Below are 24,838 nucleotides of genomic sequence, written 5' to 3'. Positions count from 1 at the left end.
GTGCTCGGAAACAGGTGTGGGAACCAGCCATTACGGCCGGTTCCCACACTGCTTCACTCCGGAGGCTTTGTCCAGAGATGCCGCGGTCAGTTGATGGTGATGTCCCGTGTGCGGTGGTCGTAGCGGATGGTGACGGTGCCGCCGTCGTGGTGCAGTTCGTGGTTGGGGCCATCGAACGTGCCGAACGCGCCGTAGTTCTCGTCCCAGGACCGGTTCAGCGCAATCTTGAACGTGTAGAAGCCTGCGGGCAGCTCGGTGCTCTTGACCCAGACCTGCGAACCGAAGTCGAAGTCCATCTGCGACTCGTCGTACTGCGGCGCCCAGTTCTCCGGCGCACCCAGGAACGTATTGAAGTCGCCAGCCAGAGCCACTGCCTCGGGCTGCGGGAACGTTTCCTCGTCCGGCCCTTCCAGGGGCTCGGCCACAGCTGCAGCGGTGTCCTTCGGGGCGGCGGCCTTTCGTGTACGGACGGCCTTGACCACCGGCTCCACGGCGTCCTCGATCAGCTTGGCGGCCTTGCCCACGGCCTCGGCGGCCTTCTTGGCCGGCGCCTTCTTCGCGGGGGCCTTCTTCACGCTGGCCGCGGCCACCTTTGCGGGAGCCGTTTTCACAGCGGGAGCCGACGGAAGCGGCGTGTCGGCCGGGACGGGAGTTCCGGCGTCGAGCGCTGTGGCGAAAGACTCCGTGTCCGGGAAGGCGACCGTGGCGCGCATGCCGTCCTCGGTGATGGTCCAGCCCGAGCGGCCCTTAACCAGCCAGCCGGCCCGGACCAGCTTGGCCGTGGCCGAGGTCAGCGTCTTGTGCCCGCGAGGAATGCCGCCGCTAAGCAGCACAGCCTCGTGGTCGCTGAACGGAACGCGGGCAGTGGCTTCCGCCAGCACCTCGCCGGCGTTTCTTGCCTCGCCTGTCCACGTGCCCTCCGTCAGGACATTCAGTACGGTCTTGAGTCGAAGGTAGGTGTTCTCTGCGGTGGACTTGGCCATGATTCCCCTTAGTAAAGCGATCTGTCTCTAGGCATTTTGCCAACAGCCTGTTAAATCGCACGACTTGAAATGGTTAACTCTGCGTGTCGTGACCGACTATGACGCGGATTACAGCGGAACTGAGGCATGAGTCTCGGGTACGGGGCTGTTTTCTCAACCCTCAAACGCTTTCCCGGGGGTACCGCTGGACACTTCCCGGACGCGCATGGGCCCAAGTGTAGCGAGCCCTGCGCCCCGGAGCTAGCCGCCGTTCAGCTCGTCCAGGAGCTCGGCTTTCCGTTCCTCCGAAGCGAACGACGAGTGGATGGAGTTGGCTGCGAGCCTGGACCTGTCGAACTCGGAGAGCTCAAACACCGCCTGCAGCTGCGCAAAGTTGTCATCCACGTAGCCGCCGAAATAGGCAGGATCGTCCGAGTTCACGGAGACATTAAGCCCGGCGGCGAGCATTGCCGGCAAGGGGTGGTCCGCCAGCGTATCCACCGCGCGGAGCCGGACATTGGACAGCGGGCAGACAGTCAGCGGAATCCGCTCGTCCACGAGGCGTTCCACGAGATCCTGATCTTCCATGCAGCGGATGCCGTGGTCAATGCGCTCCACCCCCAGGACGTCCAGCGCTTCGATAATGTACGACGCCGGACCCTCCTCGCCCGCATGGGCGGTCAGACGCAGGCCCGCTTCGCGGGCCTTGGCAAACAGCCGCTCGAACTTGGCCGGCGGGTTGCCCACCTCAGCCGAGTCCAGGCCAATGGCAGCGATGGGAGCATTCATGGCAAGCAGTCCGTCCAGGACCTCCAGCGCCGATTCCTCCGACAGGTCGCGCAGGAACGCCGCAATCAGCAGGGTTGAGATGCCGAAGTCTTCCACCGAGGTCGCCAGCGCCGAGGCCACCCCGTTGACGCAGGTTTCCAGACTGATGCCGCGGGCGATGTGAGCCTGGGGGTCCATCATGATTTCTGCATGCCGCACTCCGGCGGCCGCCGCCCTGGTTAGGTACGCGCGGGTCATGTCGGCAAAGTCCTGTTCTGTCTGCAGCACCGCCATGTTGGCGTAGTACAGGTCCAGGAACGACTGCAGATCGCTGAACTCGTAGAGTCCCCGCAACTCCTCCAGGCCGGCGTATGGGAGGGTCAGGCCGTTGCGCTCAGCCAGTTCAAAGATCAACTCGGGCTGCAGCGTGCCCTCGATATGCAGGTGCAGTTCGGCCAATGGGAGGATCCGCGCAACTTCCGCCTCCGGCAGGTCTTCCGCTGTTTCAGTTTCAGGCGCGGCAGAGCCGTCGGCAAAAATATCCATTCGGTCAGGATAGTCCCCGAATGGCCCCCGCCGGCTTCGGAACATCGGCCTGCACCATGAAACAGAGAGATCTCGGTTTGATAACGGCGCCCCGATGTCCTAGCGTGAAACACAAGCCCGCCACGCGGGCGACTGAATGCCCGGTGCTGCCTCCACCAGAACTGCCCGGCCGGCAGCCACCGAAAATGACCTCGACTTGTCAGGGGCGGGCAGTGGCGCGATAACGTCCGGGGACGGACCGAGCGCAGGTGGCCTTCGGGAGCATCACATGAAAAACACCACCATCCGTACTGCCGCGCGCCGTGGAGTCACCGTGGCCGCAATTTCAGCTGCCGGCATCGCACTCTCCGCCACCGGAGCCAACGCGGCCACCGACGGCGCTACCTGGGACGCCCTGGCGCAATGTGAGAGCGGCGGAAACTGGGCCATCAACACCGGCAACGGCTATTCCGGCGGGCTGCAGTTCAGCCCCACCACCTGGGCTGCCTACGGCGGCACCGGCTCCGCAGCAGACGCGAGCCGTGAGCAGCAGATCGCCGTGGCCGAACAGGTCCAGGCCGGCCAGGGCTGGGGAGCCTGGCCGTCGTGCGCCGCCCAGCTTGGCTTGAGCGGCGGAGGCGGCGCGACTGCGGTTGCCCCGCAAAGCGTGCCCGTCACCCAGGCACCGGTTGCCCAAGCCCCGGCCGTTCAGGCCCCGGTTAGCCAGGCGCCCGTCACGCAAGCGCCCGTCACCCCAGCGCCCGTCACCCAGGCTCCGCAACACGCCGCGCCGCCGGCACTGAGCGGGGAAACCTACACGCTCGAGCCCGGTGACACGCTCAGCAGCGTGGCCGACAAGCTGGGCATCGAAGGCGGCTGGGAGAAACTGGCCGACGCCAACCTGGATACCATCGCTGACCCGGACCTTGTGTTCGCGGGGCAGGTCATCCAGCTCCCGGCCTAGCGGTCGGACGTTCCCGGGCATTTTCCCCTTCCCCCTTGCGCCGGGGACACGCAAAGCACGAAACAACGACGCCGGAGCTCCCCGCCCAAGGGGAGTTCCGGCGTCGTTGTTTCTAAGTCTTTCCGCTGCCGATCAGCGGATGCCTCAATGGCTACGCGATGGCTGGGATCTCCCGGACAATGCGCACCTTCCAGGCTTTGGCGTCGCTGGTGTCCAGCAGCGCTACGGTACCGTGGGCGACGTTCAGCGCCACGCGCTTGGCTGCGAGCAGTTCGAGGTAAAGGTGCTCGTTCATGCGGCCGGGGGCGTCGATCATGTACTTCACGGCGTCGCGGACTTTGCGGTAATTCGCGCTCCGCTCGCGGTGCAGGTGGAGCTCCAGCATCTGGCGCTGGCGCACCTTGGGTTCGTGCTTGTTGAGCCAGGAAACGGCCAGGTGGACGGCAATCACCAGCACCAGCGAAACGGCATAAATCCACCAGCCGCTGTTCAGCAGGAACAAGGGCAGGTTGCCAATGGCCACAAGTGCAATAACAACCCGCAGCGCGACGATGCGCCGGAGGGTCAGGGCAACCGAGGCCATGGCGGCGCGGAAGCCATGCTGCTCTTTCCGCGCTTCGGCGGGATCAAGGGTAAATTCATCAAGGACCAGGATGCCCTTTGCCTCCGGGCTGAGCATTTGCCCGAACTTGGGCATGAAATGCTCTGAGGAGCCGGCGGTCTTTTCAGGAGAAATTGTCATGGGAGGGCTTCCGGGACGGTGGGGCGTTTCGGTGATCTTAGTGGTTGGCGGCATGCGCTGTATGCATCGGTCCACTATGTGAACACTTTGGGCATACGCTGATGCGGTGGCGTGTGGCAGCGCCGTGTGGCGGCGGGCACTGCAATTGGCACATCCGCCGCGTGCCGTCAGACTGAAAGTATGCAAACCTTCCTTCCGTATCCCGATTTCCGGCAGAGCGCCGCAGCACTGGACACCGCCAGGCTTGGCAAGCAGCGTGTCGAGGCGCTGCAGACCCTGCGGGCCCTGGTGATTCCCGAATACGGCTGGCAGACCCACCCCGCCGTCCGCATGTGGATGGGCCACGTCCCGGCACTGACCCTGTACGGCCTGGCCATGGTGGACGAATGGACCGGCCGCGGCCACGCGGACAACACGCGCGCCAACATCACCGAGTTTGCGCCCCAGGCTGCGCACCCTGACTATGCGGCCAGGATTCCCATGCCGGAGTGGCTGGGGAACCCCGACTTCCACCTGAGCCACCGCGCGAAGCTGCTCCGCAAGGAACCGAAGTTCTATAAGACGGTATTCCCGGACGCCGACCTCGACCTGGACTACATCTGGCCTGAGCCAAAACACGAGTTCTATCCGGAAGAACCCGAGGACGACTTCCTGTGGATCCTCCGCGACCCGCACGCCGACGTCGACCCGCAGACCCTGGACACCGTGGCACTCCCGCCGGTCCGCCGCTCTGCGCTTGCGGCCACGCCCGATGCGGACGGCTACTCCCCCGTCTATGTTGACGACGGGTCCCGCCGCCCGTCCAAGCAGCCCCGCAAACTGGCGCCCAAGCAGCTCGTCAAGAAACCAACGCGGAAACGCCAGGCCCAGGAGCAGGCCTTCGCCACCCTTCCGGGCAAAACCACCGTCGCCGTCTCGTTCGAGGACGGCCGGAAGTTCGCTGTTGGGCAGGTCCTGGGCCGGCCCATCACGCTCGATGATGGCCGCTTCGGCCGGACCTTCAGCGTCACCGAGGTGATCGACCGGTCCGCGTTCGACTACCCGGCGCTCCTGCAGGATCCCCGCGTCTTCTTCCCGGTTCCGACGCCGTCGGTTCTCGCCGGCTGACCGCGTGACCATCCTCCTGGCCGGTTGCGGCGATCTGGGTTCCGAGGCAGGCCTGCGCTTTGCCGCGGCCGGGCACAGGGTGGTTGGCTGGCGCCGCTCACCCGCGAAACTGCCGGCGGCGATAGAAGGTGTGGCGGCTGACCTCCGTTCTACGGACCTGCCGGTTGTCCCCGCGGACACTACCGCCGTCGTCGTGGCCGTTGCGGCTGACTCACCCACAGAAGCGGCCTACCGGGCCGCCTATGTGGACGGGCTGGCGCACGTCCTGGACGCCCTGGAGCGCGACGCCGTGACACCGCGGCGCGTCCTTTTTGTGTCCTCCACGGCAGTCTATGGGGACGCCGGCGGTGGCTGGGTTGATGAAAGTACGACGGCGGCGCCCGGCGGATTCTCCGGGCGCGTCCTCCTGGAAGCGGAGGACCTCCTGCTTTCGCGGTTGCGCGGCACCGGGTCAGTGCCTGTTGTGCTGCGGCTCGGTGGGATCTACGGTCCGGGGCGGACGCGTCTGATCGACCAGGTGCGCAGTGGCGCCGCCGTGATTCCGGACGAGCCGCGCTACACCAACCGCATCCACCGGGATGATGCGGCCGCCGCCATGGTTCATCTGGCGTCGACCGCCGTTGACCCTGCGCCGGTTTACGTGGGCGTGGATGATTCGCCTGCCGAACTTGGCGAGGTGCTGCGTTTCCTGGCGGCCGAGATGGGGTTTCCGGAACCACCTGTTGGCCCTGCCGGTGAGGCGCGGGGCGGCAACAAACGCTGCAGCAACGCGCTGCTGCGAAGCTCCGGACTCAAGCTCGCCTACCCGACATTTCGGGAAGGCTACCGTGCGGTCCTGGCGGGCACCGGAGTCCGCCACCCCTAACCCTTGGTTCAGTGGCCTTCAGGCCTGGGCTATCCACCTAGGTTCTTATCCACATAGGTGATTTTCCTTGCCCGCGGTGACGGTGGACGCTGGGATGCTGTGGGTATGGACAACAGCACGGCGGTGGATACAGCGGAGGTTCTTGGGGCTCCGGCCGGTGCCGCTGATCTGCTGCGTCAGGAATACGACGGGTGTTTGGACGCGCTGGTGGAGATCACCCGTGAGGAAGCGAGGCTGGCAGCCCGCAAAGTCCGGGCTGCGGCCCGGTGCGCTCAGCTGGCCCGGACCATGGCGTCTCCGTCCATGACCCTGCAGGAGGAGAGCGCCCACGGGATGGCTCTCGTCGCTGAGCTGGCTGGCGTGCTGACGGTCAGTGAGGCCGCGGCAGCCAACCTGCTGGCAGAGGCCCACGAACTGACCACCGCGCTGCCGTTGACGTTATCGTCCTTGGAGGCCGGAACCATTTCCTGGCAGCATGCCCGGATCGTGGTGGATGAAACCAACGGCCTGAGTCCGGAGGGTGCGCAGGCGTTAGAGGCCCACTTCCTGGACCCTGCTGCCCCGAACCCGGCCCGGGGCGCTCCCGCCGGGGAGATGGTGGCCGGCAGGTTCCGGGCCAAGGCCCGGACCTGGCGGGAACGCCACCACCCGGTCGGCATCGAGAAACGCCACGCGACATCTGCGGCCGACCGGCGGCTGCTGTTTGCTCCGGCCCGGGATGGCATGGCCTGGCTCTCGGCTTACCTCCCGGCCGATACCGCGTCCGGAATCTGGAACCGGGCCACCGCCGCGGCCCGGGCCATGCAGGGCCCGGACGAGGACAAAACACTCACCCAGCTGCGGGCCGATATCGCCGCGACCTGGCTGCTAGGCGTCAATTCCGGTGCCGCGGACAGCGTCCCTGACCGTGCCGGCAATGTCTCTGACCGGGCTGGCAATGTCCCTGGCGGTGCCGGCAATGACCTGGAAGACCTGCCGGTCCGTGACACTGCCCTCCCGGCCGCCAGCGAGACGAATACCGTCCCGGCCGCCAGCGAGCCTATGGAGCTGCTTGGCGGTGTTCCGTCGCCGCAGGCGCAGGTGCTGATTATGGTCCCGGTGATGGCCCTGCTCGGTGTCACGGAGGAGCCGGCCATGCTCGACGGTTACGGGCCGATCCCGCCGTCCATGGCCCGGCAGCTGATTGCCAACGGCGCCAAGTCCTTTCACCGGGTCCTCATTGACCCGCGTGACGGTGCACCGCTGGAAATCGGACGGACCAGCTACCCGGTCACCAAAGCGCAACGCCGATGGCTCAGGCTCAGGGACGGCAAATGCCCGTTCCCCGGCTGCACCAACCAATCCCTGGACAACGAAGCCGACCACGTCCTCGCCTGGGCCAACGGCGGCACCACCGGGGTTTCGAACCTCGGCCAGCCGTGCCGCCGTCACCACATCCTCCGCCACACCACCGGATGGACACCCACCGAGCCCAGCAAAGACAACCCGCCCGGCTGGATATCTCCGGCCGGCCGGCGTTACCAAAGCGAACACCCCGATTGGGAACCACCCCACCTGCCGGAAGGGTTGGTCGACTAGGAGTCCTGCCAGCCACGTCCTTCGACGAAGGTTGCCACCAGAGTTCCCACTCCGGCCTGAAGAGAACTAGAAGGGTCAAAGTACAAGCTGCCCTCCCGCGCACGGCTGTGGGTGATGAGTTGCTCGGCCTCGAGTTTGGCCTCAGAATCCGTCGCGCCGAGGATGCCTGTCCGGGCAGGTAACTCTGGTGTGTGGACGACGTTGGCCTCTGTCTTCTGGAGAGGCACGGTGGTGTCAGCGTTGATTTCTTCGTTGGGGAATTCAAACTCAGCGTCGTTGGAAGCAGCAGGAACGATGTACTCCAGGAAGTAAGTCATGACCCCACACTTCCAGAAACAATCGTCGGCCGGAAGCTTACATGCCTGGTCAGGGACAGCAGCCACAACACCGGCTGCGATGCCCCGGACAAGAAAAAATGCCAGCTTCCAACGGCTGACGTGCACTCCTATACTGACCGGATGATCATGCCGCTGTTTTTCGGCGTCATAGCATCCAGCGCACTGATTCTGGGTGCCGTCATCGGCGTGCGGTTCGAATTGCCCAAACGTCTGTTGGCCATCCTGCTGGCATTCGCAGCAGGCTCCCTCATAACGGCCCTCGCGTTCGAACTCTTTGAGGATGCCTACCAACGGGGTGGCATCGTTCGAGCAGCACTGGGACTCTTGGGCGGTGCCATTGTCTTCACCATCCTCAGCGCACTCCTGGACCGTTGGGCACAGCCGGGTGCGCAGGCAACTCCCGCCGATGAATACCAAGGCAGCGCCAAGCTGGACACCGACGCAGCAGCGGCCGACCGCAAAGCAACCGCTGCTTCCACGCGCGGGGCGGCCGGAATGGCGCTCCTGGCTGCGGTGACCCTGGATGGTGTGCCGGAGAATGTGGCTTTGGGGGTCTCCCTTGGCGAGGGCACCGGCGGGCTGGCGCTGCTCGCCGCCATCTTCGTCTCCAACCTGCCGGAGGCACTGGTCGGCGCTGCGTCCATGCGAAGCCAGGGCCGCTCGGCCGGCAGCGTCATAGGCCTTTGGTTTGCGTGCGCGGTGCTGCTGGTGGCCGCTGTCGTTGTCGGGGCAGGCCCATTGTCCGGCACGGACCCTGAAGCCATCTCCCTGCCTCTGGCCTTTGCCGCCGGCGCCGTTATCGCCTCGCTCGCGGATACTCTGATGCCGGAGGCCTACGAGCACGGCGGCCCTGCGGTAGCCATCAGCACCGCCGCAGGGTTTGTCCTCGCCTTCGTCTTGTCGCTCGCCTGATAAGGGACGAAGAAGCCCGCTACTTGCCGAGTCCAGCCCTCCGGAGGGCTTCGGCCATCGCGGTGTTCACCGGCGCCGGCTTCGTAGCTGGAGGCCGGCCGGCTGCTGGCTTGGCATCCGGCTTTCGGCCGGATGCATTGCCGTTTCCGACCGACGGATTTGCGCCGGACGGATTTACGCTGGACGGAGTCCTGGTCCCGGCACCACGCCCACCAGAGTTGCGATCGGCACCCCTAGTCCCCCGCCGGTTCGGCTGCCCCGACGGCTGGCCTCCTGCCCGGCCTCCGCCGCCCGAACGGCCCTCTTCCGGACGGCCCTGTCCTCGCCCGGCGGAAGGCGAGGGCTCGTCGTCGAGCCTTAACGTCAGCGAAATCCGCTTCCGCTCCGGATCGGCTTCCAGCACCTTCACGCGCACAACCTGCCCCGATTTGACCACTTCGCGGGGGTCGGACACGAACCTGTTGGCCAGCGCGGACACATGAACCAGACCGTCCTGGTGCACGCCCACATCCACAAAGGCACCGAACGCGGCAACGTTTGTCACCGTCCCTTCAAGCACCATGCCCGGCTTGAGGTCGGAGATCTTCTCAATGCCCTCGGCGAACGTCGCGGCGGCAAAGGCCGGGCGCGGATCCCGGCCGGGCTTGTCCAGCTCGGCCAGGATGTCCTGCACCGTGGGCAGGCCAAACGTCCCGTCCACAAACGTCCGCGGATCCAGGGACGACGCGGGCGCCGACCCGGCAGCCACCAGGATCTTGCGGGCCACTGAATAGGCTTCAGGGTGCACGCTTGAGGCGTCCAGCGGTTCCGCTCCGCCGGTGATCCGTAGGAAGCCTGCGCACTGTTCGAAGGCCTTGGCACCGAGCCGGGGCACCTTCTTCAGGTCACTGCGCTTGGCGAACGGCCCATGGTCGTTCCGGTATGCCACAATGTTCTCGCTCAGCAGCGGCCCGACGCCAGCCACGCGGCTGAGCAGTGCGGGCGATGCCGTGTTCACATCCACCCCCACCGCGTTGACGCAGTCTTCCACTACCGCGTCCAGGCTGCGGTCCAGCTTCGAGGCGGTGACGTCGTGCTGGTACTGGCCCACGCCGATAGACTTGGGGTCGATTTTCACCAGTTCCGCGAGCGGATCCTGCAGACGCCGGGCGATGGAGACCGCCCCGCGCAAGGAAACATCCATGCCCGGCAGCTCGGCCGCGGCAAGTGCCGACGCCGAATACACGGATGCTCCGGCCTCGGAGACAACGAGTTTCTGCGGTTTCTTCTCAGCAGCAGGCAGTAGCTTGATCAGTTCAGCGGCGAGTTTGTCTGTCTCCCGTGACGCCGTTCCGTTGCCGATTGCCACCAGTTCAACGTTGTGTGTCCGTGCGAGCCCCACGAGGGTTGCCAGCGCCTCGTCCCATTTACGGGCCGGTGCGTGCGGATACACGGTGTCGGTGGCCACCACTTTGCCTGTGCCGTCCACAACGGCCACCTTCACGCCGGTGCGCAGCCCCGGGTCCAGGCCAAGGGTGGCGCGGTTGCCGGCGGGTGCGGCCAGCAGGACGTCCCGCAGGTTGGCGGCGAACACGCGTACCGCTTCATCCTCGGCTGCGGTGAACATCCGGCTGCGAAGGTCGGCGGTCAGCCGAGCCAACACGCGCGAGCGCCAGGCGAGCTGCGCGGTCTGCATCAGCCAGGCATCGGCGGGACGGCCGCGGTCGGCAACCCCGAGGCACCTCGCCACCGCGGCCTCGTAGCGCGAGCGTGCGGCGGCGAGGGCGTCGTCTTTATTCGGATCGGCCTCGGCAAGCTCCAGTTCCAGGACGCCGTCTTTTTCGCCTCGCAGTAGGGCAAGTACGCGATGCGAAGGCATCCCCGACGGCGCCTGCGTGAAGTCAAAGTAATCAGCGAACTTCTGCCCCTCAGCCTCCTTGCCCTTCTTCACCCGCGACACCATCCGGCCCTGGGTCCAGAGGCGTTCCCTCAGATTGGCGGCAAGGTCCGGGTCCTGGGCCACCCGCTCCACGAGGATTGACCGGGCGCCGGCGAGCGCGGCTGCCGCGTCGTCAATCGCATGCTCGGCGTTCAGATACTTGGCTGCTTCGCGCTCTGGATGCACATCGGGGCGCTTCAGCAAGGCATCGGCGAGGGGTTCAAGACCGGCTTCGCGGGCGATCTGCGCCTTGGTGCGGCGCTTGGACTTGAACGGAAGGTAGATGTCCTCTAGCCGGGACTTCGTGTCCGCCGCCAGGATCGCTGCCTGCAGTTCCTTGGTCAGCTGGCCTTGCGAGCCGATCGCCTCAAGGACAGTACGACGGCGGTCCTCGAGTTCGCGGAGATACCGCAGGCGTTCGTCGAGCTCACGGAGCTGCGTGTCGTCAAGCGTCCCGGTGGCTTCTTTTCGGTACCGGGCGATGAACGGCACGGTGGATCCGCCGTCGAGCAGTTCCACGGCGGCTCTCACCTGCCACGCTTGGACGCCGAGTTCTCTGGCAATCTGGGTGTGGATGGCACTGTCCGCGGTTTCGGCGGACACGGGTGCGGACGGCGCGTGCGGGAGTTGAGTCACCAGAACATTTTGCCTTACCGGGCTAACCGTCTCCAGCGGTGCCGCAGCGGCGGCCTCGGCAGGCCGGGTATTCCGCTCCGGGCTGCGAAGTGCTGTAGTTGATATGCCGTCACCGGTACTCATTCTCGAGGAAGAGGACACCATGCGGGAACTGCTCATCGTCTTTCAGGACGGATTCGACGAGGCCAACATCACCGTCATGGTCAATGGCAAGGAAGTCCGGCGCGACGTGGGCGTCACCACCAATCCGCTCTTGGGGGAAGCCTTCGAAACATCCGTGGAGCTGCCCGCGAAAGGGGCGCAGGTGGGGGTTGAAGTGACGAACCGTGGCCTAAAAGCCATCACCAAAGTCAGCGGAAAGCCCAAGAGCCTGCTCGTTTCCATCCAGGACAACAAGCTCGTCATGCGCGAGGGGACGGGCCGGGAAGCATTTATGTAGGAGCCTCTAGCGATAGTCCATTCGCTGGAGTATCCTAGCCGTACCGCTCAGCTTCAGTGAGCCTGAGCGGGCCAACTTTTTGTATAAAGAGCCAAAGAGCCGTCGGATGGCTTTCGGTTCGAGTTGCCGGGACAGCACACCGAGCAGCCAACGACGGCGGCACCCAAAGCCGGGTGCCGCCGTCGTCGTTAAGCCGGGGCTCCGCCCCTTGTTTGCCCAAGCGCAACAGCTTAAGCGAGCGCGCAGGGTCTATGCCGAGTGCACGGGGTAATCTGTGTAGCCGGCCGAGCTGTCTGCGTAGAACGTGGACGGGTCGGGTTCGTTCAGGGGAAGGTTTTCCTTCCAGCGCCGCGCGAGGTCCGGGTTGGCGATGGCGGGGCGCCCCACCACCACTGCATCGGCGTGGCCGTCGGCAACCAGGCTGGCTGCTTCCTCCCGCGTGGTCACGGTGCCGAACCCGGAGTTGACGAGGAAGGTGCCGTTGAAGCGGGCGCGGAGGTCCTGGACCAGTTCGCTGGTTGGCTCGTGGTGAAGCACGCTGAGGTAGGCGAGGTTCAGCGGGGCGATGCTGTCCACCAGCACCTCATACGTTGCACGGACGTCGGCTGCATCTGTTTCGGCGATGCCCTGGACATTGTGCTCGGGCGAGATGCGGATACCGACGCGGTTGGCGCCTACTGCGGCGACAACCGCGTTGACCGTTTCGATCACAAAACGTGCCCGGTTCTCAGGGGAACCGCCATAGCTGTCGTCGCGCACGTTGGAATTGGGGGCGAGGAATTCGTGCAGCAGGTAACCGTTCGCCGAGTGCAGTTCCACGCCGTCGAAGCCTGCTTCGATAGCGTTGAGCGCACCTGTGACGATCTCCTGCATAACGACCGGAAGCTCGTCACTGGTCAGCGCGTGCGGCACGGGGTAAGGCTTCTTGCCTGACGGCGTGCGGACTTCGCCGTCAATGGCAATGGCGCTTGGAGCCACGAGGGTGTGGCCGCCGGTGATGTCCTCATGGGACACGCGCCCGCCGTGCATGACCTGGGCAAACATCCGGCCACCCTCGGCATGGACAGCGTCGGTAACCTTCTTCCAGCCAGCGATCTGCGCTTCCGTGATCAGCCCGGGCTGGCCGGCGTAGGAGCGGCCGGCCTGGCTGGGGTAGGTGCCTTCGCTGACGATCAGGCCCAGTGACGCGCGCTGGCGGTAGTGTTCCGCGACCAGCGGGCCTGGCACGCCTTCTTCGCCCGCGCGCAGGCGGGTCAGTGGCGCCATGACAAGGCGGTTGGACAGTTCAAGCTCACCGAGAGCCAAGGGGGAAAACAGCATGCGCAGTTCCTTTCGCAGGGAATTGGTACTGCTGGGCCCAACCTGCTGGCGTCCGCGTCTATTCCGGACGAGACGGCTCTCACACCGCGTTCAGGAGCTTTACTTAGTGGCTTGATGCCACGCCCGGGCACCCCTGGCCTTGTGGATTTTGGTTGCAGTCGTCGGCGTAGTTCCGGGTGATGGAGCGCCAGACGCTGATGGTCTGAGCCGGCGCACTGAACTGTCCTTGGCCCGGGATGGGCAATGGCGGTCCGTCGTTTACTGAGTACGTACCCTGGAAGGAGGTGGTGAGGATTACCTGGAAGTCACCTGTTTGGGGATAGGCGTGGCTGGTCCTGGTCTTCTCACCCCAGCGTTCCTGCGGCAACGGCCCGCCCATGGACGGCTGCGGGCCAAACACGGTTCCGTCGCCGTAATTCCACGTGTACTGGACTGGTGTAGCCACGATGTGCACCCGCTGTCCGAACATCGTCACGTCAAACTGCTGCTCGGCAGCGTTGGCATAGAAGTTCGTTTCGGCGCCGCGGAGGGTGTGCGGGCTCGGCTGGGCGACGACAGTTCCCGCATTGATCGGCAAGCTCTCGAACTGCCTCTGGATGTCAGCGGCTATCCGCGGCAGAAGGTCTTCAGGCTGAGCATCGTAAAGGCAGGTTGGGCCGGAATGGATAGCCCACACCGCGCCGGGGACACCTCTCGGCATGGAATACCAGATGACCGGGATGCCTACTCGGCCGTCCGGCTCATCCGCGCACTCAATTTGCGCACGTAGACAATCGGAGTCAAAGTCGCCGCCGCCAAGATGGCACTGGAGTTCGTACTTGTAAGTATTGGGGTTCAACTGAGGCGCCCCGGGTGGCTGCCGGACGAAGTCGTGGGCTTCAGCATCCCAAACATAACCCCCGGCTCCGAGTGCGTCCGGGTTCCAAGCGAAATCAAATTTCGGGTCATCGGCTCCCCAAGCAGGCGAAACAAGAAAAGGTACGAGCAACGCCATCCACAACAATACTGCGCGATATCCGATCGTTCGCCGGGTAGCCATGTTTAGCCGACAATGCTTCCGACTTCATCCAGCCGCCATGAGTTGGTGCCGTACGAAATGATCAGCAAGTTACCCTGGTCGGCAGCCTGTGGGTCTGCATGTGCGATCGTTCCATCGGCGCGAACGTAAGAAAGAGGAATCTGATGCACTTGGACAGAAACTTTATATTTCCCAGCCTCATCCTTTGAAAAAGTGGTATCGATGGCCGGAGTGCTGATCTGTCCACCGATCAACCATCTGCCTTCGGAGTGCCAGGCTCTAATCCCTTCTGCGGACTTCTGACATGCCCCGCACGTTGGAGGGGCCATACCTTCGAGAAGCGAAAGCTCCCCCGATTCATACGAGTAGCTAAGGACCTGATACCAGTAACGGGCAAAAGCAATCGCTCCCTCCTTCGTCTCCGTCTTCGCGACCTCAGGAAGCACGGGAACCGGCACGTTCTGTGCCCGCCCGCTGGCCGACGCCGGCACGTAAGCGGGAGTCGCCGTCGGGGTTGGCGTGGCGCTGGGGCTTGGCACCTGAGTTGTTGAGGCCGAGGACGTGTCGGTGGCGCCGGGGTCGCTGCCCGTGTTGCATCCGGTCAGAACCAAGGCCACCCCCGCCGCAACCGCCACGAAGTGCAGGCGCAAGCGCCGGGCCGTAAGAGTTTGCGATGTCATGGGCAGCTATTCCCCCGATAGTTTCAAGACGCCTCGCTCCGAACAATGACTTAAGGGTAGCCCAGATCACACCAGAGCGATCAAAGTTATCCACAGGCACCGCGCGATCGGTTCGATCACCGCCACCGACCAAAAGAAGAGCAGCCCGCCGTAGTCGGCACAACCCGCGGGCGAAGGACAGCCATTCACACAAGCGCCCAACAAAGAGTCACTGCCGTCCTTGTAGCCACCTAACAAAAACAGCGGCAGAACGCCCAACTAGCGTCGAGGGAGACCACGGAACTGAGAACAAAGGGACAATCAATGACGATTACAGCAGCACCCGAAACCAGCAGTAGCCCGATTCTTGAGACGGCACGAAAGCAGGTTCTCGAAGACGGCGTCGGACTTTCCGAAGGGCAGCTCGTCGAGATCCTCCGCCTCCCGGACGAAGCCCTCCCCGCCGCCCTGCAACTGGCCCACGAGGTCCGCCTGAGGCACTCTGGCGAGGACGTCGAGGTGGAGGGCATCATCTCCATAAAGACCGGCGGCTGCCCCGAGGACTGCCACTTCTGCAGCCAGTCCGGCCTCTTTGACAGCCCGGTAAGAGGGGTCTGGCTGGACATCCCCGAGCTGGTCAAGGCCGCGAAGGAAACAGCAGCCACAGGAGCCACCGAGTTCTGCATCGTCGCCGCCGTCCGCGGACCCGACATCAAACTCATGAACCAGATCAAGTTCGCGATCGACCGGATCAACGAAGAAGTGGACATCAACATCGCCTGCTCTTTGGGCATGCTGACCCAGCGCCAAGTCGACCAACTCAAGGACTGGGGCGTCCACCGCTACAACCACAATCTCGAAACCGCCCGCAGCTACTTCCCCGAAGTCGTCACCACTCACAGCTACGAAGAGCGCCTTGAGACCTGCAACATGGTCAAGGACGCCGGCATGGAACTGTGCTGCGGTGCCCTGATCGGCATGGGCGAAACCCTCGAACAACGCGCCGAACTCGCAGCTCAGCTCGCAGCCCTTGAACCGCACGAAGTCCCGCTCAATTTCCTCAACCCCCGCCCCGGAACACCACTGGAAAACCAAGGGCTTATGGACGGCAAGGACGCGCTCCGTGCGATCGCCGCCTTCCGCCTGGCCATGCCGCGAACCGTGCTTCGCTACGCCGGCGGCCGCGAACTCACCCTCGGCGATCTCGGCACGCGGGAAGGCCTGCTCGGCGGCATCAACGCAGTCATCGTCGGCAACTACCTCACCACCTTGGGCCGCCCCGCCACAGCAGACCTCAACCTTCTGGTGGAACTGAACATGCCCATCAGGGAACTGCAAAAGACGCTATGAGCGGGCTTCCGACGAGCTCAGCCGCCGCTACATTTTGCGGCCACTGCGGCGGGACGTACGACGGCGGCGCGAACCCGCCGTCGTCCGCTCACCTCCGGTGCGGCGACCTGCTGCTGCTGGAACCTCCGCGCTACTGCGCGGCCTGCCGCCGTCGGATGAAAGTCCAGGTGACGCCGTCAGGGTGGACGGCGGAGTGCTCGCGTCACGGCCGCAGCGGGATGCCGAAAATGATTCCTCCGCAACCCTAGAATTCTTCTACCGAACGTAGAACAATGGTCGTTATGATGTTCACTCACGAAGACGGCAACCCGATCCTGGAACTCGATGACGAGCAGTCCTGGGAACTCCTGAAAGCAACCAAACACGGACGGATAGTGGTTTCCGTTGCCGGCGAACCGGACATCTTCCCGGTGAATTATGTGACCTCGGGCCAGAAGATTTACCTCCGCACGGCGCCCGGCAACAAGCTGGCCCAGCTCACCATCAACTCCCGGGTGCTGTTTGAAACGGACGGCATCCTGTCTGACGAAGCCTGGTCAGTGGTCCTTCGGGGAACGGCCCGCGTCCTGACCACCTCCGCGGAACTTGAGGGCGTTGAAGCGCTGGGGCTTAAGACGTGGGTTCCCACACTCAAGGATTTCTACGTGGAGATCCTGCCCACGTCCGTCAGTGGCCGGCACTTCCTGTTCGGAGAACAGCCGGAGCGCGAAATTTAGGAACTTTTAGACTGGAACCATGTCGGACAAGCTGTCGCCCGCGCAGCGGAGCTGGAACATGTCCCGCATCCGGGGCAAAAACACCAAGCCGGAACTGCTGGTGCGCCGCCTCCTGCATGCCAAAGGCTACCGGTACCGCCTTCACGGCAAGGCCGGCAAAGTCCGCCTGCCCGGGAACCCGGACCTGGTCTTTGCCGGGCGCCGCAAGGTCATTTTCGTCAATGGCTGCTTCTGGCATTTCCACGACTGCCGGGCAGGCCAGCACGCCCCCAAAGCGAACGCGGATTTTTGGGAAGCCAAGCGCACCCGGACCCGTGAGCGGGATGCCCGGCAGCTGAGCCAGCTGGAGTCCGCCGGTTGGGAGGTCCTGACCGTGTGGGAGTGTGAGCTGAAGGACGGGGCCGTCCTCGAGGCCCAACTCGTGAAGTTTCTCGGCGGGCAGGAACCGCCTGCCTAAGTTGAGTCAATCTTGAGCCTTTGCCCGCGCCTGAATTGATCGGCACCGGCAAAGATGACTGCAACAGAAAAACCCGCATTCTCCCCAAAAAACCCCCAATCTTGGTTGGGTTCGGCTACAGGAGAAGGGAAGAGACCTAATCTGAAGTTGGACAACGACCCACGCTGCCGGCCCAGTCTTCTGGAGCCGCAGACCGAAGCGGAAAGGACAAAAATGGCTCCCTCCGATGACGCCGGGCGGCCCTTGGTGGATCCCTCCGTCCTTGACCGGCTCCGTGCTGAACTGGATGAGGACGAGGGCTACTGCACCGTTTTTGTGGGCAACTTCATCGACTACCTACCGGTCCGGATCGGCAAACTTCGATTGGCACTGACCACTGGAGATCTTGCGGGCGCCGTGGATGCTGTCCTGAGCCTGAAGACGTCCAGCCAGATGGTGGGGGCCGAACGGCTGGCGGGGCTGGCGATGGACCTGGAGCGTTCCATCCGGGACGACGCGCCCCGCGCGCTGCCCTCGGTGGCTCTCCCCAGGCTGGCAGCCGACTACCTCCGGCCCATCAACCTTTGCTGCCGCCAGACGCTGAACCGTTTGGAGACTCAGCGCTCCGCAGGCGCCAGCCGGTAGCCGACTCCCCGCACCGTCTGCAGCCAGCGGGGACGCTGCGGTGAGTCACCGAGCTTCTTCCGGAGGTTTCCCATGTGGACCTCCACAGAGCGCTCGTCTGCTTCGCTGATGTAACTTCCGACGTCGTAATCCTCGTCCCGGAGGCGGCGCACCAAATCGGATTTGGTCCGGACAGTCCGGCCCGCCTCCAGCAGGGCGTAGAGCAGTTCAAACTCCGTCCGGGTCAGGTTCAATTCCTGGCCGTCCACCGTGACCGACCGCGAAGCGTACGTCAGGTCCAGGCCGTTGTGGCTGTAGTGGCCTTTTCGGGTTCCGTTATCGGCCGCCTGATCCGACGACGGCGCGACGTCCGCCGGGTCCGGTACTGAGCGGGGGCGGCGCATCATCGCAGCGATCCGCGCGCGGAGCTCGCGGGGGCGGAACGGCTTAGTGAGGTAGTCATCAGCCCCGGACTCCAAACCGATCAACGTGTCCAGCTCTTCGGCCCGCGCCGTCAGCATCACGATGTAGGCGTCCGAGAATTCACGGATCTGGCGTGAAACCTCAAAGCCATCAATATCAGGCAGTCCCAAGTCCAGCGTGATGACGTCGGGATTCAGCGTTTTTGCCGCCAGAACGCCTTCCAGGCCGCTGGCGGCCACAGTAACGTCAAAACCTGCCTGGGTCAGCACCGTCCGGACCAGCTCACGGATATCCTGGTCATCCTCGATGACCAGACCCACTCGCGCTTCATTCATACAAGCCCCCTCAGCCAGCTTGACAACGTCAGAAGTATAGCCCGCTGCCGATACCCTGTTGGTATGCGTCTCACTACCCTGACACTTCCGGCTGCCGTTTATGAGTGAGCCAACGGCGTGGGCCACCGGCCGTCTGAAGTTTTTCCGGCGTCCTTTCCACGAATACCGGCTGACCGACAGGGTGGTCCTGAGCCAAGCGCCGCTGTCCGTCACCACGCTCCTGACCGCATTCCTCATGTGGGCGTTTTTCCCGGGGACCATGAACAATCCGCTGTTCCTGGCCTTCCTGGGCTCTCAACTGGCCATCATGGCGTTGTGCTTCCTGGTGCCATGGGACCGGCTGCCTTTCACCAGCTTTCTGGCGATCCCGCTGCTGGATTTTGCGTCGATCGCTTTGGGCCGGGAAGGCGGTCAGGAAGGCCTGACCGGACTCAGCCTGCTGGCGGTCTTTCCGGTCATCTGGCTTTGCGCCTCCGGCTACTACCCCCGGGCCTCGCTGTGGCTATCGTTCTTCGGGCCGCTGGCCATCATCTGGGTTCCATTGCTGCTACGGGGGGACATCTCCGGGCCGAGCCTGGCCAAGTCGCTGCTCATCCCGGTCATGATGCTTGGAATCGGCGTGTCTGTCAGCGTCCTGACACTGAGCATGATGCGCCAGCAGCGGACCCTTGAGGAGAAGGGCGAACAGCTCCAGGCCAGCCTGGCCAGCACCAGACGGCAGGAAGCCCTGCTCAACTCCGTCCTGGACACCGTCCACATGGGCGTCCTGGCGGTGGACGCCGGTGGACACGACATCCTGATGAACCGGAAGCAGCGCACCAACCACGAGCTGGCCCGCCCGAAGGACATCGCGGACCCGAACGAGTCGCAGCTGCTGGTCTTCGGCGCTGACCGCACCACGCCCGTCCCCGTCGAGGACCGTCCGGTCCGCAGGGCTGTCCTGGGCGAGACGTTCACGGACTACCTGGTGTGGCTCGGCATTGGGAAGGAACAGCGGGCCATCACCACCAGCGCCCGGGCCATGAAGGATGCGGACGGCCAGTTTGCGGGTTCCGTCATTGTCTTCAGCGATGTGACCGACCTGGTGAATGCCCTGGCCGCGAAGGACGATTTCGTGTCCAGCGTTTCCCATGAGTTCCGGACCCCCCTGACGTCAATCCTCGGCTACGTGGAGATCCTCCTGGAGGACGAGCCCCGGGATGACCAGCTGGAGCCGTTGAACATCATCCGGCGTAACTCAGAGCGGCTGCTGACTTTGGTATCCGACCTGCTTGCTACCCGGAACGGCCAGCTGATCGTGACGCCGCACGCTGTGGACGTGGCGGAACTGGTCCGTGCCAGTGTCTCCGCCGCCATGCCAAAGGCCGACGCCGGCCGGGTAGTCCTCAAAGCCGACGCACCGGGCCGCCTGGACGCCCACGTGGACGGTCCGCGCATCTCCCAGGTGCTGGACAACCTCGTATCGAACGCCATCAAGTACTCCCCCGACGGCGGCACTGTGGTGGTGTCGTTGACGCAGGAAGACGGCCACATGACCTGCCGGGTCAGCGACACCGGAATGGGCATGAGCGAGGAGGACCTGGCCGAAGTGTTCTCCAAGTTCTTCCGGACCAGCAGCGTACGCCGGACCGCCATCCCCGGAGTGGGGCTGGGCCTGTCCATCAGCAAGGCGATCGTGGAAGCCCATGGCGGCACCATCAAGGTGCAAAGCAAAAAGGGCCAAGGCACCACGTTCACGTTCCGCATGCCTGTTTAGGGCCCACCTCCGGATGCGTCAGTCCGCGTCCAGGTCCCGGGAAGTGCGGACGACTTCGCCCCAGGACTGCCGCGCCAGCTCCCCCACTGCTGCCAAGATTTCCGACGGCGGCAGCGACAGGTCCAGCGGAAACTCCACAATGTCGATGTCCGTGTTGAGGATCCGCCGCAGCTTCATCTCCCCCGCTCCCGCGTAGATGAGCCAGGCGGTGGGTACGCCCAGGGCTGTGCAGTGGGCCAGCATCTGGTAATGGTCGGCCGTCAGGGACGCGCCAAGGTCCGCAGCGGCCTTGTACTTTGCGTTGTAGGCCACCACGGGTCGTCCGCCCAGCAGGTGCACGGCATCGGGGCGCACCGACAGCCGGTCGGAGTCATGGACGGCCTCGCTGAGGAGCGCGTTGTACTGCAGCCGTGTCTCCCCCGGGTACGCCGCCATCGCCTCGCGGAGCGCAGCGCCCACGAAGTCTTCAAACACCTGGCCCATGTCCACCACAAACGAGGCCGTCTGCTGCTTGCCTTCGCCGGCCTCGGCGGAAGCGTTGCGCAGGATCAGCCCTGCAAGGCGCAGCACCGAGTGGTAGCGGACGTTCATCCTGCCCGGTGTCCACGGCGGCAGCGGAGCCCCGGCGGGAAGGCGCGTGACGGCGTCGAGCTTTCCCTTGAGCTGGCGCAGGCGGCTCAGCACCTCGGGCCGGACGCGCGGGACCTGGCCCATCCGTTCCAGCGCCGCCCGCAGGATCCGGTTTTCGGCGATGTCCTCGGTGAACTCGTCATAGGACACCTCCAACGGCACCAGCATGCCGGGCCGGCGGGAGATCTGGTCCGAGATGCGGATGCGGCCCTTAACGGTGCGGAGGGACTCGTCCACTGTCAGGTAGCCCTGCAGCACGCCGCGGCCCAAGGCACGCTCGGCCAGCTGGGCCAGGGACTCCGCCAAGGCGCTCCACAGTTCGCGGTCCTCCGCGGCGGCCACCGAATCCGGCCGGAATCCCTGGTTGCCGGCGTAGCTGAGGAGGAACAGGAGGCGGCTCAGCCCCAGCCTGTCCTTGGGCCGGACATCAAGCTGCATGGTGGCCGTGCGGACAGATCCCACCTTGCCCACAGGCTCGATCCTGTACAGGCCCATACCCATCGGCGAAGCCTTGGCCAGGCCGCTGGAGTTCAGGAAGGCAGCGCTGGCAGCATCCAGCCGTTCCACGATGCCGCCGGACACCTCGCCCAGGACCAGGTGCTTGGTGCCCTTCGGACGGTTGCCGTGCACCGGGGGCTTCGGCGGTTTTGCCGGCTGCTGCTTGGCTGGCAGCGGCTTGCCCGGCAGGGGTTTCGCTTCAGCCAACGGGTTCTTAGCTGGCCGCAAGGCGTCCCAGCAACGGTTCCAGTCCGAACCGCTCCTCCAGCTGCGCCCTCGTCAGCTGGCCGTGGTAGTGCTCCTCAAGCAGCGGCATCAGCTCATATTTCCAGATCCGGCGAAGCCCGGCCGGCGTCTGGGCAGCGGGCTTCATGAAGTAGGACGGGCCGATCATCAGGTCCCTGTCCCACTCGTCGATGGCAGCGTTGAGGGCATCGAGGAGCAGCGCCGGCGTGGTGTCCAGCTGCCGTGCCTGGAGGAAACGCAGCAGGGATCCCTTCACCGGTTCGGTCTGCGGGTGCAGCTCGATGAACGCAAACCGTCGCCGGATGGCGGCGTCCATCATGGCGATGGACCGGTCCGCGGTGTTCATGGTGCCGATGATGTACAGGTTGTCCGGCAGGGTGAACGGCTCGTTGGGGCTGTACTGCAGGTATATCCGGTCGTCACGGTACTCCAACAGGAAATACAGCTCGCCGAACACCTTAGCCAGGTTTGCGCGGTTCATCTCGTCGATGATGAGGAAGTAGGGCTTCTTTTCGTTCCCGGGTTTGGCGGCTTCCTCGGCCAGCCGGCGCAGCGGCCCGGCCACAAGCTTGAAGGACACCTGCCCCTCGTCTGTCTTGTCCGGCCGGTAGCCCTCGAAGAAGTCCTCATAGGCATACGACGGGTGGAACTGCACCAGCTTCACGCGTTCGTCGGTGCTGTCCTGCGCGAGCTCGGCCGCAAGGTGCTTGGCGAGGTACGTCTTGCCGGTCCCCGGCGGACCGTAGAGGACCAGCTGGCGGTTTTCCTCCAGCAGCTCCGCGATCTCCTGGAGCGGTTCGAGGTCCATGTGGAGCGAATCCGCGAAGCCGCGGCTCAGCGGGCGGAAGCCCTCCTGCACGGGGACGACCTCGACGGCGGCAGTAGCGGGGTCGTCGTCGTCCGGTTCCGCCTCTCCCGGGACCAGCGCCTGGAGGGCCTGCACCACTTTGGTGACATCCACGATGATCCCGGCAGTGGCAAGCTGGCGCTGGACGTGACGGGGCAGCTCGGCGGTGGCGTGGCCCTCGTCGTCGAGCCAGCGCACCTTGCGGCGCATCCGGCGGTGGTCCTCGTTGTGGTCGGGTTCGCCGAGCACAACACCCAGCCGCACGGTGCCCGAGTTCTGGTACAGGACAAGGTCGCCCGGCTTCATGACCGTCAGGAAAGCGAAGACCGCGGTTTTTGTGTCCTCCCGCTCCACGTACCCCAGGTGCTTGTAGTCCTCATCCACCGCGTGCTGGACCAGCCCGGCCGTTACGCCCGGTTCAAGATGGCGGAGATGTTCGACGTCGAGCGTCACTTTCTCCTCGTCCTGCCACGCGGCGAGGAGCTCGGCGTTGTCGCTGTGCGTGCGCAGGAGCCAGGCGCGGCGGCCGGGGTCCCCCACCTTGCGCCACTGGCTGACCAGCTGGCGCGCGTACCAATCGATGCGCTGCCCGGCCTGCTCGTCCAGGTGCAGGCGGATGCGGTGGATGTCCGCAGTGATCTCCTCGTCCGAATCACCCTTGGCGCCGCCCACCAGGGAGGCAAAGGCGTCACGGATTTCCCGGCGTTCGACGTCGGCCACCACCGGCTCGAAGTAGCCGGGCCAGGCAAGGTACTCGATGCTGCGCCGGATGGCGGGCTGGTCCAAGGGTGTGCCGGCGGCCAGTTCGTGGAACTTGAGCGGATCCTTCAGCGCCTTGGTGATGGCTGCCGGGACCTGCTGGTCCACGTGCTGCACAAAGCGGCACAGCCACTTCAGGTGGTCCCAGATGGTCCAGTTGAATTCCGCGGTGCGGTCCCTGATCACACCGTGGTCCGTCATGCCTTTGTACAGTTCCTCAGGCAGCTCCAGCGGGGGTTCCAACCACGATGCCGCCTCCGCCACACGGGCGCGCTTGACCTTGAGCGACTTGACCTCGTGAGCAAGGGGCAGCGACTGCAGGAACAGCAGCTCCACTGCCAGCTGCTTGGCCTCGCGGGAGGCGCCCTCAAGGTTCTGCCGGAGGTTGGTCATCATGGGCGCCTTGGCATCGGCGACGCCCTGTTCAAGCCGTTCCAGCAGCTCGGCCGCCGCGTCCGCCGTCCAGGTCAGTGTTGTGCCGTCGAGGGCCGAGGGCTTGCCCTGCAGCCCTGGTCCCAGTACAAACCACGCCGCGTCCTCGATCTCCTTGGAGACTCCGAGGGCGCGGTGCATGGCAGGCTTTGGGGCAGGGGTCATGGCTTCAAATTTACAGGCTCAAGCTGGGCGTCTGCTCCACGGTCCCTGCCGACGGGGAGTCCGGTCGGGACCCCCCGCGACGTGCTAAGCGCTTACCCCGGGCCGCTTGCGCCCCAAAACGAAGTAGCCCATCGGCCCAATGAAGTTGATCATCGACGCCATCCGCCATGCCGCCTTTGGCCCGTTGATCAGCTCCGCCGGACGTTTGCTGATGTCCCGCTGGGCGGCGATCATCAATGAAACCTGCGCGATGCCGATGGCCACGAAGCTTGCCCGTGCCGCCGGTGACATTTCTTTCCAGGTCTTTTTGGTTTTCTTGGCCATGGTGAAGCTCCTTAGTAGACAGTTACAGTCTCAGGTGTGGCGCCGTTACCGCGCAACGGGTGCGCGGTCCAACAGTCTTGCAGGTCGATAAGTGCACAGCATGAAGGCGGACTAGAACGTGAACGGCGCCATCCGCTCCTTTTGCTCCGGGGTGAGGCGCAGGATACGCCCCGACGCCTCGTCCACGAACGCCAGGTGGCTGCTGGCGCGGACGCACTCCACCTGCGTGACCGGGTCCTGCACCACGTAGTGGATGTCGAAGCTGGCGCCCTTCACGGCCCCGATCCACACCTGGACCACGGCAGGAACGTTGCGGTATTCGAGGGTCTTCACGTAGCGGATCTTGTGGTCCACCACCAGCGCCAGCGTTCCCTCAGGGACCTCGTTGAAGAGGGCTACCTCCGGCTCGATGCCCGGCATGCCTGTGCCCCGGGGCGGCCCGAACGCGGCGATCCGGGCCTCCTCCAGCATCCGCACGATCTGGACGTTGTTGATGTGTCCGTAGGCGTCCATGTCCCCCCAGCGCATCGGGACCAGGACCTCGAT

The 24,838-nt window shown here is 64.8% G+C and carries 24 protein-coding genes; 11 read left to right on the top strand and 13 right to left on the bottom strand.

What is annotated here, in order from left to right:
• Positions 1-86: 86 nt before the first annotated feature.
• Both IDT60_RS04090 and IDT60_RS04085 read right to left on the bottom strand, forming a co-directional pair.
• Positions 87-983 (bottom strand): glycosidase, encoded by an 897-nt coding sequence (locus IDT60_RS04090; RefSeq protein WP_191080957.1) that lies wholly within the window; start codon positions 981-983, stop codon positions 87-89.
• Between the two features lie 240 nt (positions 984-1,223).
• Positions 1,224-2,276: an adenosine deaminase gene (locus IDT60_RS04085; RefSeq protein WP_191080956.1), complete on the bottom strand. Its 1,053-nt coding sequence runs from the start codon at positions 2,274-2,276 to the stop codon at positions 1,224-1,226.
• A 268-nt stretch (positions 2,277-2,544) separates the two neighbouring features.
• On the opposite strand from IDT60_RS04085, the gene IDT60_RS04080 reads away from it, so the two are divergent.
• Positions 2,545-3,219, top strand: coding sequence for a transglycosylase family protein (locus tag IDT60_RS04080; RefSeq protein WP_191080955.1), 675 nt, complete (start codon positions 2,545-2,547; stop codon positions 3,217-3,219).
• Positions 3,220-3,370: 151 nt separating this feature from the next.
• Here IDT60_RS04080 and IDT60_RS04075 read toward each other — a convergent pair whose 3' ends face one another.
• The gene (locus IDT60_RS04075) at positions 3,371-3,961 is read right to left on the bottom strand and encodes a hypothetical protein (protein ID WP_223883875.1); all 591 of its coding nucleotides are present in this window, start codon (positions 3,959-3,961) and stop codon (positions 3,371-3,373) included.
• 180 nt (positions 3,962-4,141) lie between these two features.
• Between IDT60_RS04075 and IDT60_RS04070 the strand changes: the two genes are divergently transcribed.
• The 3 genes from IDT60_RS04070 (at position 4,142) to IDT60_RS04060 (ending at position 7,511) form a co-directional block, all read left to right on the top strand.
• Positions 4,142-5,068 carry an MSMEG_6728 family protein gene (locus IDT60_RS04070; RefSeq protein ID WP_191080954.1) on the top strand — a complete coding sequence of 309 codons (927 nt, stop codon included), beginning with the start codon at positions 4,142-4,144 and terminating at the stop codon, positions 5,066-5,068.
• A 4-nt stretch (positions 5,069-5,072) separates the two neighbouring features.
• Positions 5,073-5,933 carry an SDR family oxidoreductase gene (locus IDT60_RS04065; protein ID WP_191080953.1) on the top strand — a complete coding sequence of 287 codons (861 nt, stop codon included), beginning with the start codon at positions 5,073-5,075 and terminating at the stop codon, positions 5,931-5,933.
• A 105-nt stretch (positions 5,934-6,038) separates the two neighbouring features.
• On the top strand, positions 6,039-7,511 hold the full coding sequence (locus IDT60_RS04060) for an HNH endonuclease signature motif containing protein (protein WP_191080952.1): 1,473 nt from the start codon (positions 6,039-6,041) through the stop codon (positions 7,509-7,511).
• Here the strand turns inward: IDT60_RS04060 and IDT60_RS04055 are convergent.
• On the bottom strand, positions 7,508-7,828 hold the full coding sequence (locus IDT60_RS04055) for a hypothetical protein (protein WP_191080951.1): 321 nt from the start codon (positions 7,826-7,828) through the stop codon (positions 7,508-7,510). The genes IDT60_RS04060 and IDT60_RS04055 overlap by 4 nt on opposite strands.
• A gap of 141 nt (positions 7,829-7,969) precedes the next feature.
• Here IDT60_RS04055 and IDT60_RS04050 point away from each other — a divergent pair, with 141 nt between their 5' ends.
• Positions 7,970-8,761, top strand: a complete 792-nt coding sequence (locus IDT60_RS04050; protein ID WP_191080950.1) for a ZIP family metal transporter — start codon at positions 7,970-7,972, stop codon at positions 8,759-8,761.
• 19 nt (positions 8,762-8,780) lie between these two features.
• Here the strand turns inward: IDT60_RS04050 and IDT60_RS04045 are convergent, their stop codons facing one another.
• A complete protein-coding gene (locus tag IDT60_RS04045) occupies positions 8,781-11,315 on the bottom strand; it encodes a Tex family protein (RefSeq protein ID WP_191080949.1) in 2,535 nt (844 codons plus the stop codon).
• 121 nt (positions 11,316-11,436) lie between these two features.
• Between IDT60_RS04045 and IDT60_RS04040 the strand changes: the two genes are divergently transcribed.
• Complete coding sequence (locus tag IDT60_RS04040; protein WP_164206416.1) at positions 11,437-11,754, top strand: hypothetical protein; 318 nt, start codon at positions 11,437-11,439, stop codon at positions 11,752-11,754.
• A 249-nt stretch (positions 11,755-12,003) separates the two neighbouring features.
• On the opposite strand, the gene IDT60_RS04035 is transcribed toward IDT60_RS04040, so the two are convergent.
• The 3 genes from IDT60_RS04035 to IDT60_RS04025 form a co-directional block, all read right to left on the bottom strand.
• The gene (locus IDT60_RS04035) at positions 12,004-13,074 is read right to left on the bottom strand and encodes an alkene reductase (protein WP_191080948.1); all 1,071 of its coding nucleotides are present in this window, start codon (positions 13,072-13,074) and stop codon (positions 12,004-12,006) included.
• A 103-nt stretch (positions 13,075-13,177) separates the two neighbouring features.
• On the bottom strand, positions 13,178-13,651 hold the full coding sequence (locus tag IDT60_RS04030) for a hypothetical protein (protein WP_223883874.1): 474 nt from the start codon (positions 13,649-13,651) through the stop codon (positions 13,178-13,180).
• A 464-nt stretch (positions 13,652-14,115) separates the two neighbouring features.
• Entirely contained in the window at positions 14,116-14,772 is a 657-nt protein-coding gene (locus IDT60_RS04025; protein WP_191080947.1) for a DUF6318 family protein, read from the bottom strand.
• 303 nt (positions 14,773-15,075) lie between these two features.
• Here IDT60_RS04025 and bioB point away from each other — a divergent pair, with 303 nt between their 5' ends.
• From bioB to IDT60_RS04005, 4 genes are all read left to right on the top strand, one after another.
• On the top strand, positions 15,076-16,101 hold the full coding sequence (gene bioB, locus IDT60_RS04020; RefSeq protein WP_191080946.1) for a biotin synthase BioB: 1,026 nt from the start codon (positions 15,076-15,078) through the stop codon (positions 16,099-16,101).
• Between the two features lie 281 nt (positions 16,102-16,382).
• The gene (locus IDT60_RS04015) at positions 16,383-16,817 is read left to right on the top strand and encodes a pyridoxamine 5'-phosphate oxidase family protein (RefSeq protein WP_191080945.1); all 435 of its coding nucleotides are present in this window, start codon (positions 16,383-16,385) and stop codon (positions 16,815-16,817) included.
• Between the two features lie 19 nt (positions 16,818-16,836).
• Positions 16,837-17,274, top strand: coding sequence for a very short patch repair endonuclease (locus IDT60_RS04010; RefSeq protein WP_191080944.1), 438 nt, complete (start codon positions 16,837-16,839; stop codon positions 17,272-17,274).
• A gap of 213 nt (positions 17,275-17,487) precedes the next feature.
• Positions 17,488-17,898, top strand: coding sequence for an Hpt domain-containing protein (locus IDT60_RS04005; protein WP_191080943.1), 411 nt, complete (start codon positions 17,488-17,490; stop codon positions 17,896-17,898).
• On the opposite strand, the gene IDT60_RS04000 is transcribed toward IDT60_RS04005, so the two are convergent.
• Positions 17,871-18,635 (bottom strand): response regulator transcription factor, encoded by a 765-nt coding sequence (locus IDT60_RS04000; protein WP_191080942.1) that lies wholly within the window; start codon positions 18,633-18,635, stop codon positions 17,871-17,873. The two genes, IDT60_RS04005 and IDT60_RS04000, sit on opposite strands and share 28 nt — an antisense overlap.
• A 100-nt stretch (positions 18,636-18,735) precedes the next feature.
• Between IDT60_RS04000 and IDT60_RS03995 the strand changes: the two genes are divergently transcribed.
• Positions 18,736-20,391 carry a cell wall metabolism sensor histidine kinase WalK gene (locus IDT60_RS03995; RefSeq protein WP_191080941.1) on the top strand — a complete coding sequence of 552 codons (1,656 nt, stop codon included), beginning with the start codon at positions 18,736-18,738 and terminating at the stop codon, positions 20,389-20,391.
• Positions 20,392-20,409: 18 nt separating this feature from the next.
• On the opposite strand, the gene IDT60_RS03990 is transcribed toward IDT60_RS03995, so the two are convergent.
• The 4 genes from IDT60_RS03990 to IDT60_RS03975 all read right to left on the bottom strand — a co-directional run bounded on the left by IDT60_RS03990 (position 20,410) and on the right by IDT60_RS03975 (position 24,820).
• Positions 20,410-21,612 carry a restriction endonuclease gene (locus IDT60_RS03990; protein ID WP_191081820.1) on the bottom strand — a complete coding sequence of 401 codons (1,203 nt, stop codon included), beginning with the start codon at positions 21,610-21,612 and terminating at the stop codon, positions 20,410-20,412.
• A 121-nt stretch (positions 21,613-21,733) separates the two neighbouring features.
• Positions 21,734-23,968, bottom strand: coding sequence for an McrB family protein (locus IDT60_RS03985; RefSeq protein WP_164202021.1), 2,235 nt, complete (start codon positions 23,966-23,968; stop codon positions 21,734-21,736).
• 84 nt (positions 23,969-24,052) lie between these two features.
• Positions 24,053-24,292, bottom strand: coding sequence for a hypothetical protein (locus tag IDT60_RS03980; RefSeq protein ID WP_191080940.1), 240 nt, complete (start codon positions 24,290-24,292; stop codon positions 24,053-24,055).
• A gap of 111 nt (positions 24,293-24,403) precedes the next feature.
• Complete coding sequence (locus IDT60_RS03975; RefSeq protein WP_164202025.1) at positions 24,404-24,820, bottom strand: thioesterase family protein; 417 nt, start codon at positions 24,818-24,820, stop codon at positions 24,404-24,406.
• Positions 24,821-24,838: the final 18 nt, after the last annotated feature.

Source organism: Pseudarthrobacter sp. BIM B-2242 (assembly GCF_014764445.1).
GTDB lineage: Bacteria > Actinomycetota > Actinomycetes > Actinomycetales > Micrococcaceae > Arthrobacter > Arthrobacter luteus_A.
Note: the sequence above shows the minus strand (reverse complement) of the source record. Positions and strands in the feature narration are given on the sequence as shown.

Bases quoted from the DNA above. Each gene is read 5' to 3' on its own strand.
- IDT60_RS04010 (WP_191080944.1), top strand. From the start codon at position 16,837: ATGTCGGACAAGCTGTCGCCCGCGCAGCGGAGCTGGAACATGTCCCGC.
- IDT60_RS03985 (WP_164202021.1), bottom strand. From the start codon at position 23,968: ATGACCCCTGCCCCAAAGCCTGCCATGCACCGCGCCCTCGGAGTCTCC.
- IDT60_RS04000 (WP_191080942.1), bottom strand. From the start codon at position 18,635: ATGAATGAAGCGCGAGTGGGTCTGGTCATCGAGGATGACCAGGATATC.
- IDT60_RS03995 (WP_191080941.1), top strand. From the start codon at position 18,736: ATGAGTGAGCCAACGGCGTGGGCCACCGGCCGTCTGAAGTTTTTCCGG.
- IDT60_RS04090 (WP_191080957.1), bottom strand. From the start codon at position 983: ATGGCCAAGTCCACCGCAGAGAACACCTACCTTCGACTCAAGACCGTA.
- IDT60_RS03975 (WP_164202025.1), bottom strand. From the start codon at position 24,820: ATGCGCTGGGGGGACATGGACGCCTACGGACACATCAACAACGTCCAG.
- IDT60_RS04070 (WP_191080954.1), top strand. From the start codon at position 4,142: ATGCAAACCTTCCTTCCGTATCCCGATTTCCGGCAGAGCGCCGCAGCA.
- IDT60_RS04025 (WP_191080947.1), bottom strand. From the start codon at position 14,772: ATGACATCGCAAACTCTTACGGCCCGGCGCTTGCGCCTGCACTTCGTG.
- IDT60_RS04080 (WP_191080955.1), top strand. From the start codon at position 2,545: ATGAAAAACACCACCATCCGTACTGCCGCGCGCCGTGGAGTCACCGTG.
- IDT60_RS04075 (WP_223883875.1), bottom strand. From the start codon at position 3,961: ATGACAATTTCTCCTGAAAAGACCGCCGGCTCCTCAGAGCATTTCATG.
- IDT60_RS04015 (WP_191080945.1), top strand. From the start codon at position 16,383: ATGATGTTCACTCACGAAGACGGCAACCCGATCCTGGAACTCGATGAC.
- IDT60_RS04055 (WP_191080951.1), bottom strand. From the start codon at position 7,828: ATGACTTACTTCCTGGAGTACATCGTTCCTGCTGCTTCCAACGACGCT.
- IDT60_RS04050 (WP_191080950.1), top strand. From the start codon at position 7,970: ATGATCATGCCGCTGTTTTTCGGCGTCATAGCATCCAGCGCACTGATT.
- IDT60_RS03980 (WP_191080940.1), bottom strand. From the start codon at position 24,292: ATGGCCAAGAAAACCAAAAAGACCTGGAAAGAAATGTCACCGGCGGCA.
- IDT60_RS04060 (WP_191080952.1), top strand. From the start codon at position 6,039: ATGGACAACAGCACGGCGGTGGATACAGCGGAGGTTCTTGGGGCTCCG.
- IDT60_RS04085 (WP_191080956.1), bottom strand. From the start codon at position 2,276: ATGGATATTTTTGCCGACGGCTCTGCCGCGCCTGAAACTGAAACAGCG.
- IDT60_RS04005 (WP_191080943.1), top strand. From the start codon at position 17,488: ATGGCTCCCTCCGATGACGCCGGGCGGCCCTTGGTGGATCCCTCCGTC.
- IDT60_RS04035 (WP_191080948.1), bottom strand. From the start codon at position 13,074: ATGCTGTTTTCCCCCTTGGCTCTCGGTGAGCTTGAACTGTCCAACCGC.
- bioB (WP_191080946.1), top strand. From the start codon at position 15,076: ATGACGATTACAGCAGCACCCGAAACCAGCAGTAGCCCGATTCTTGAG.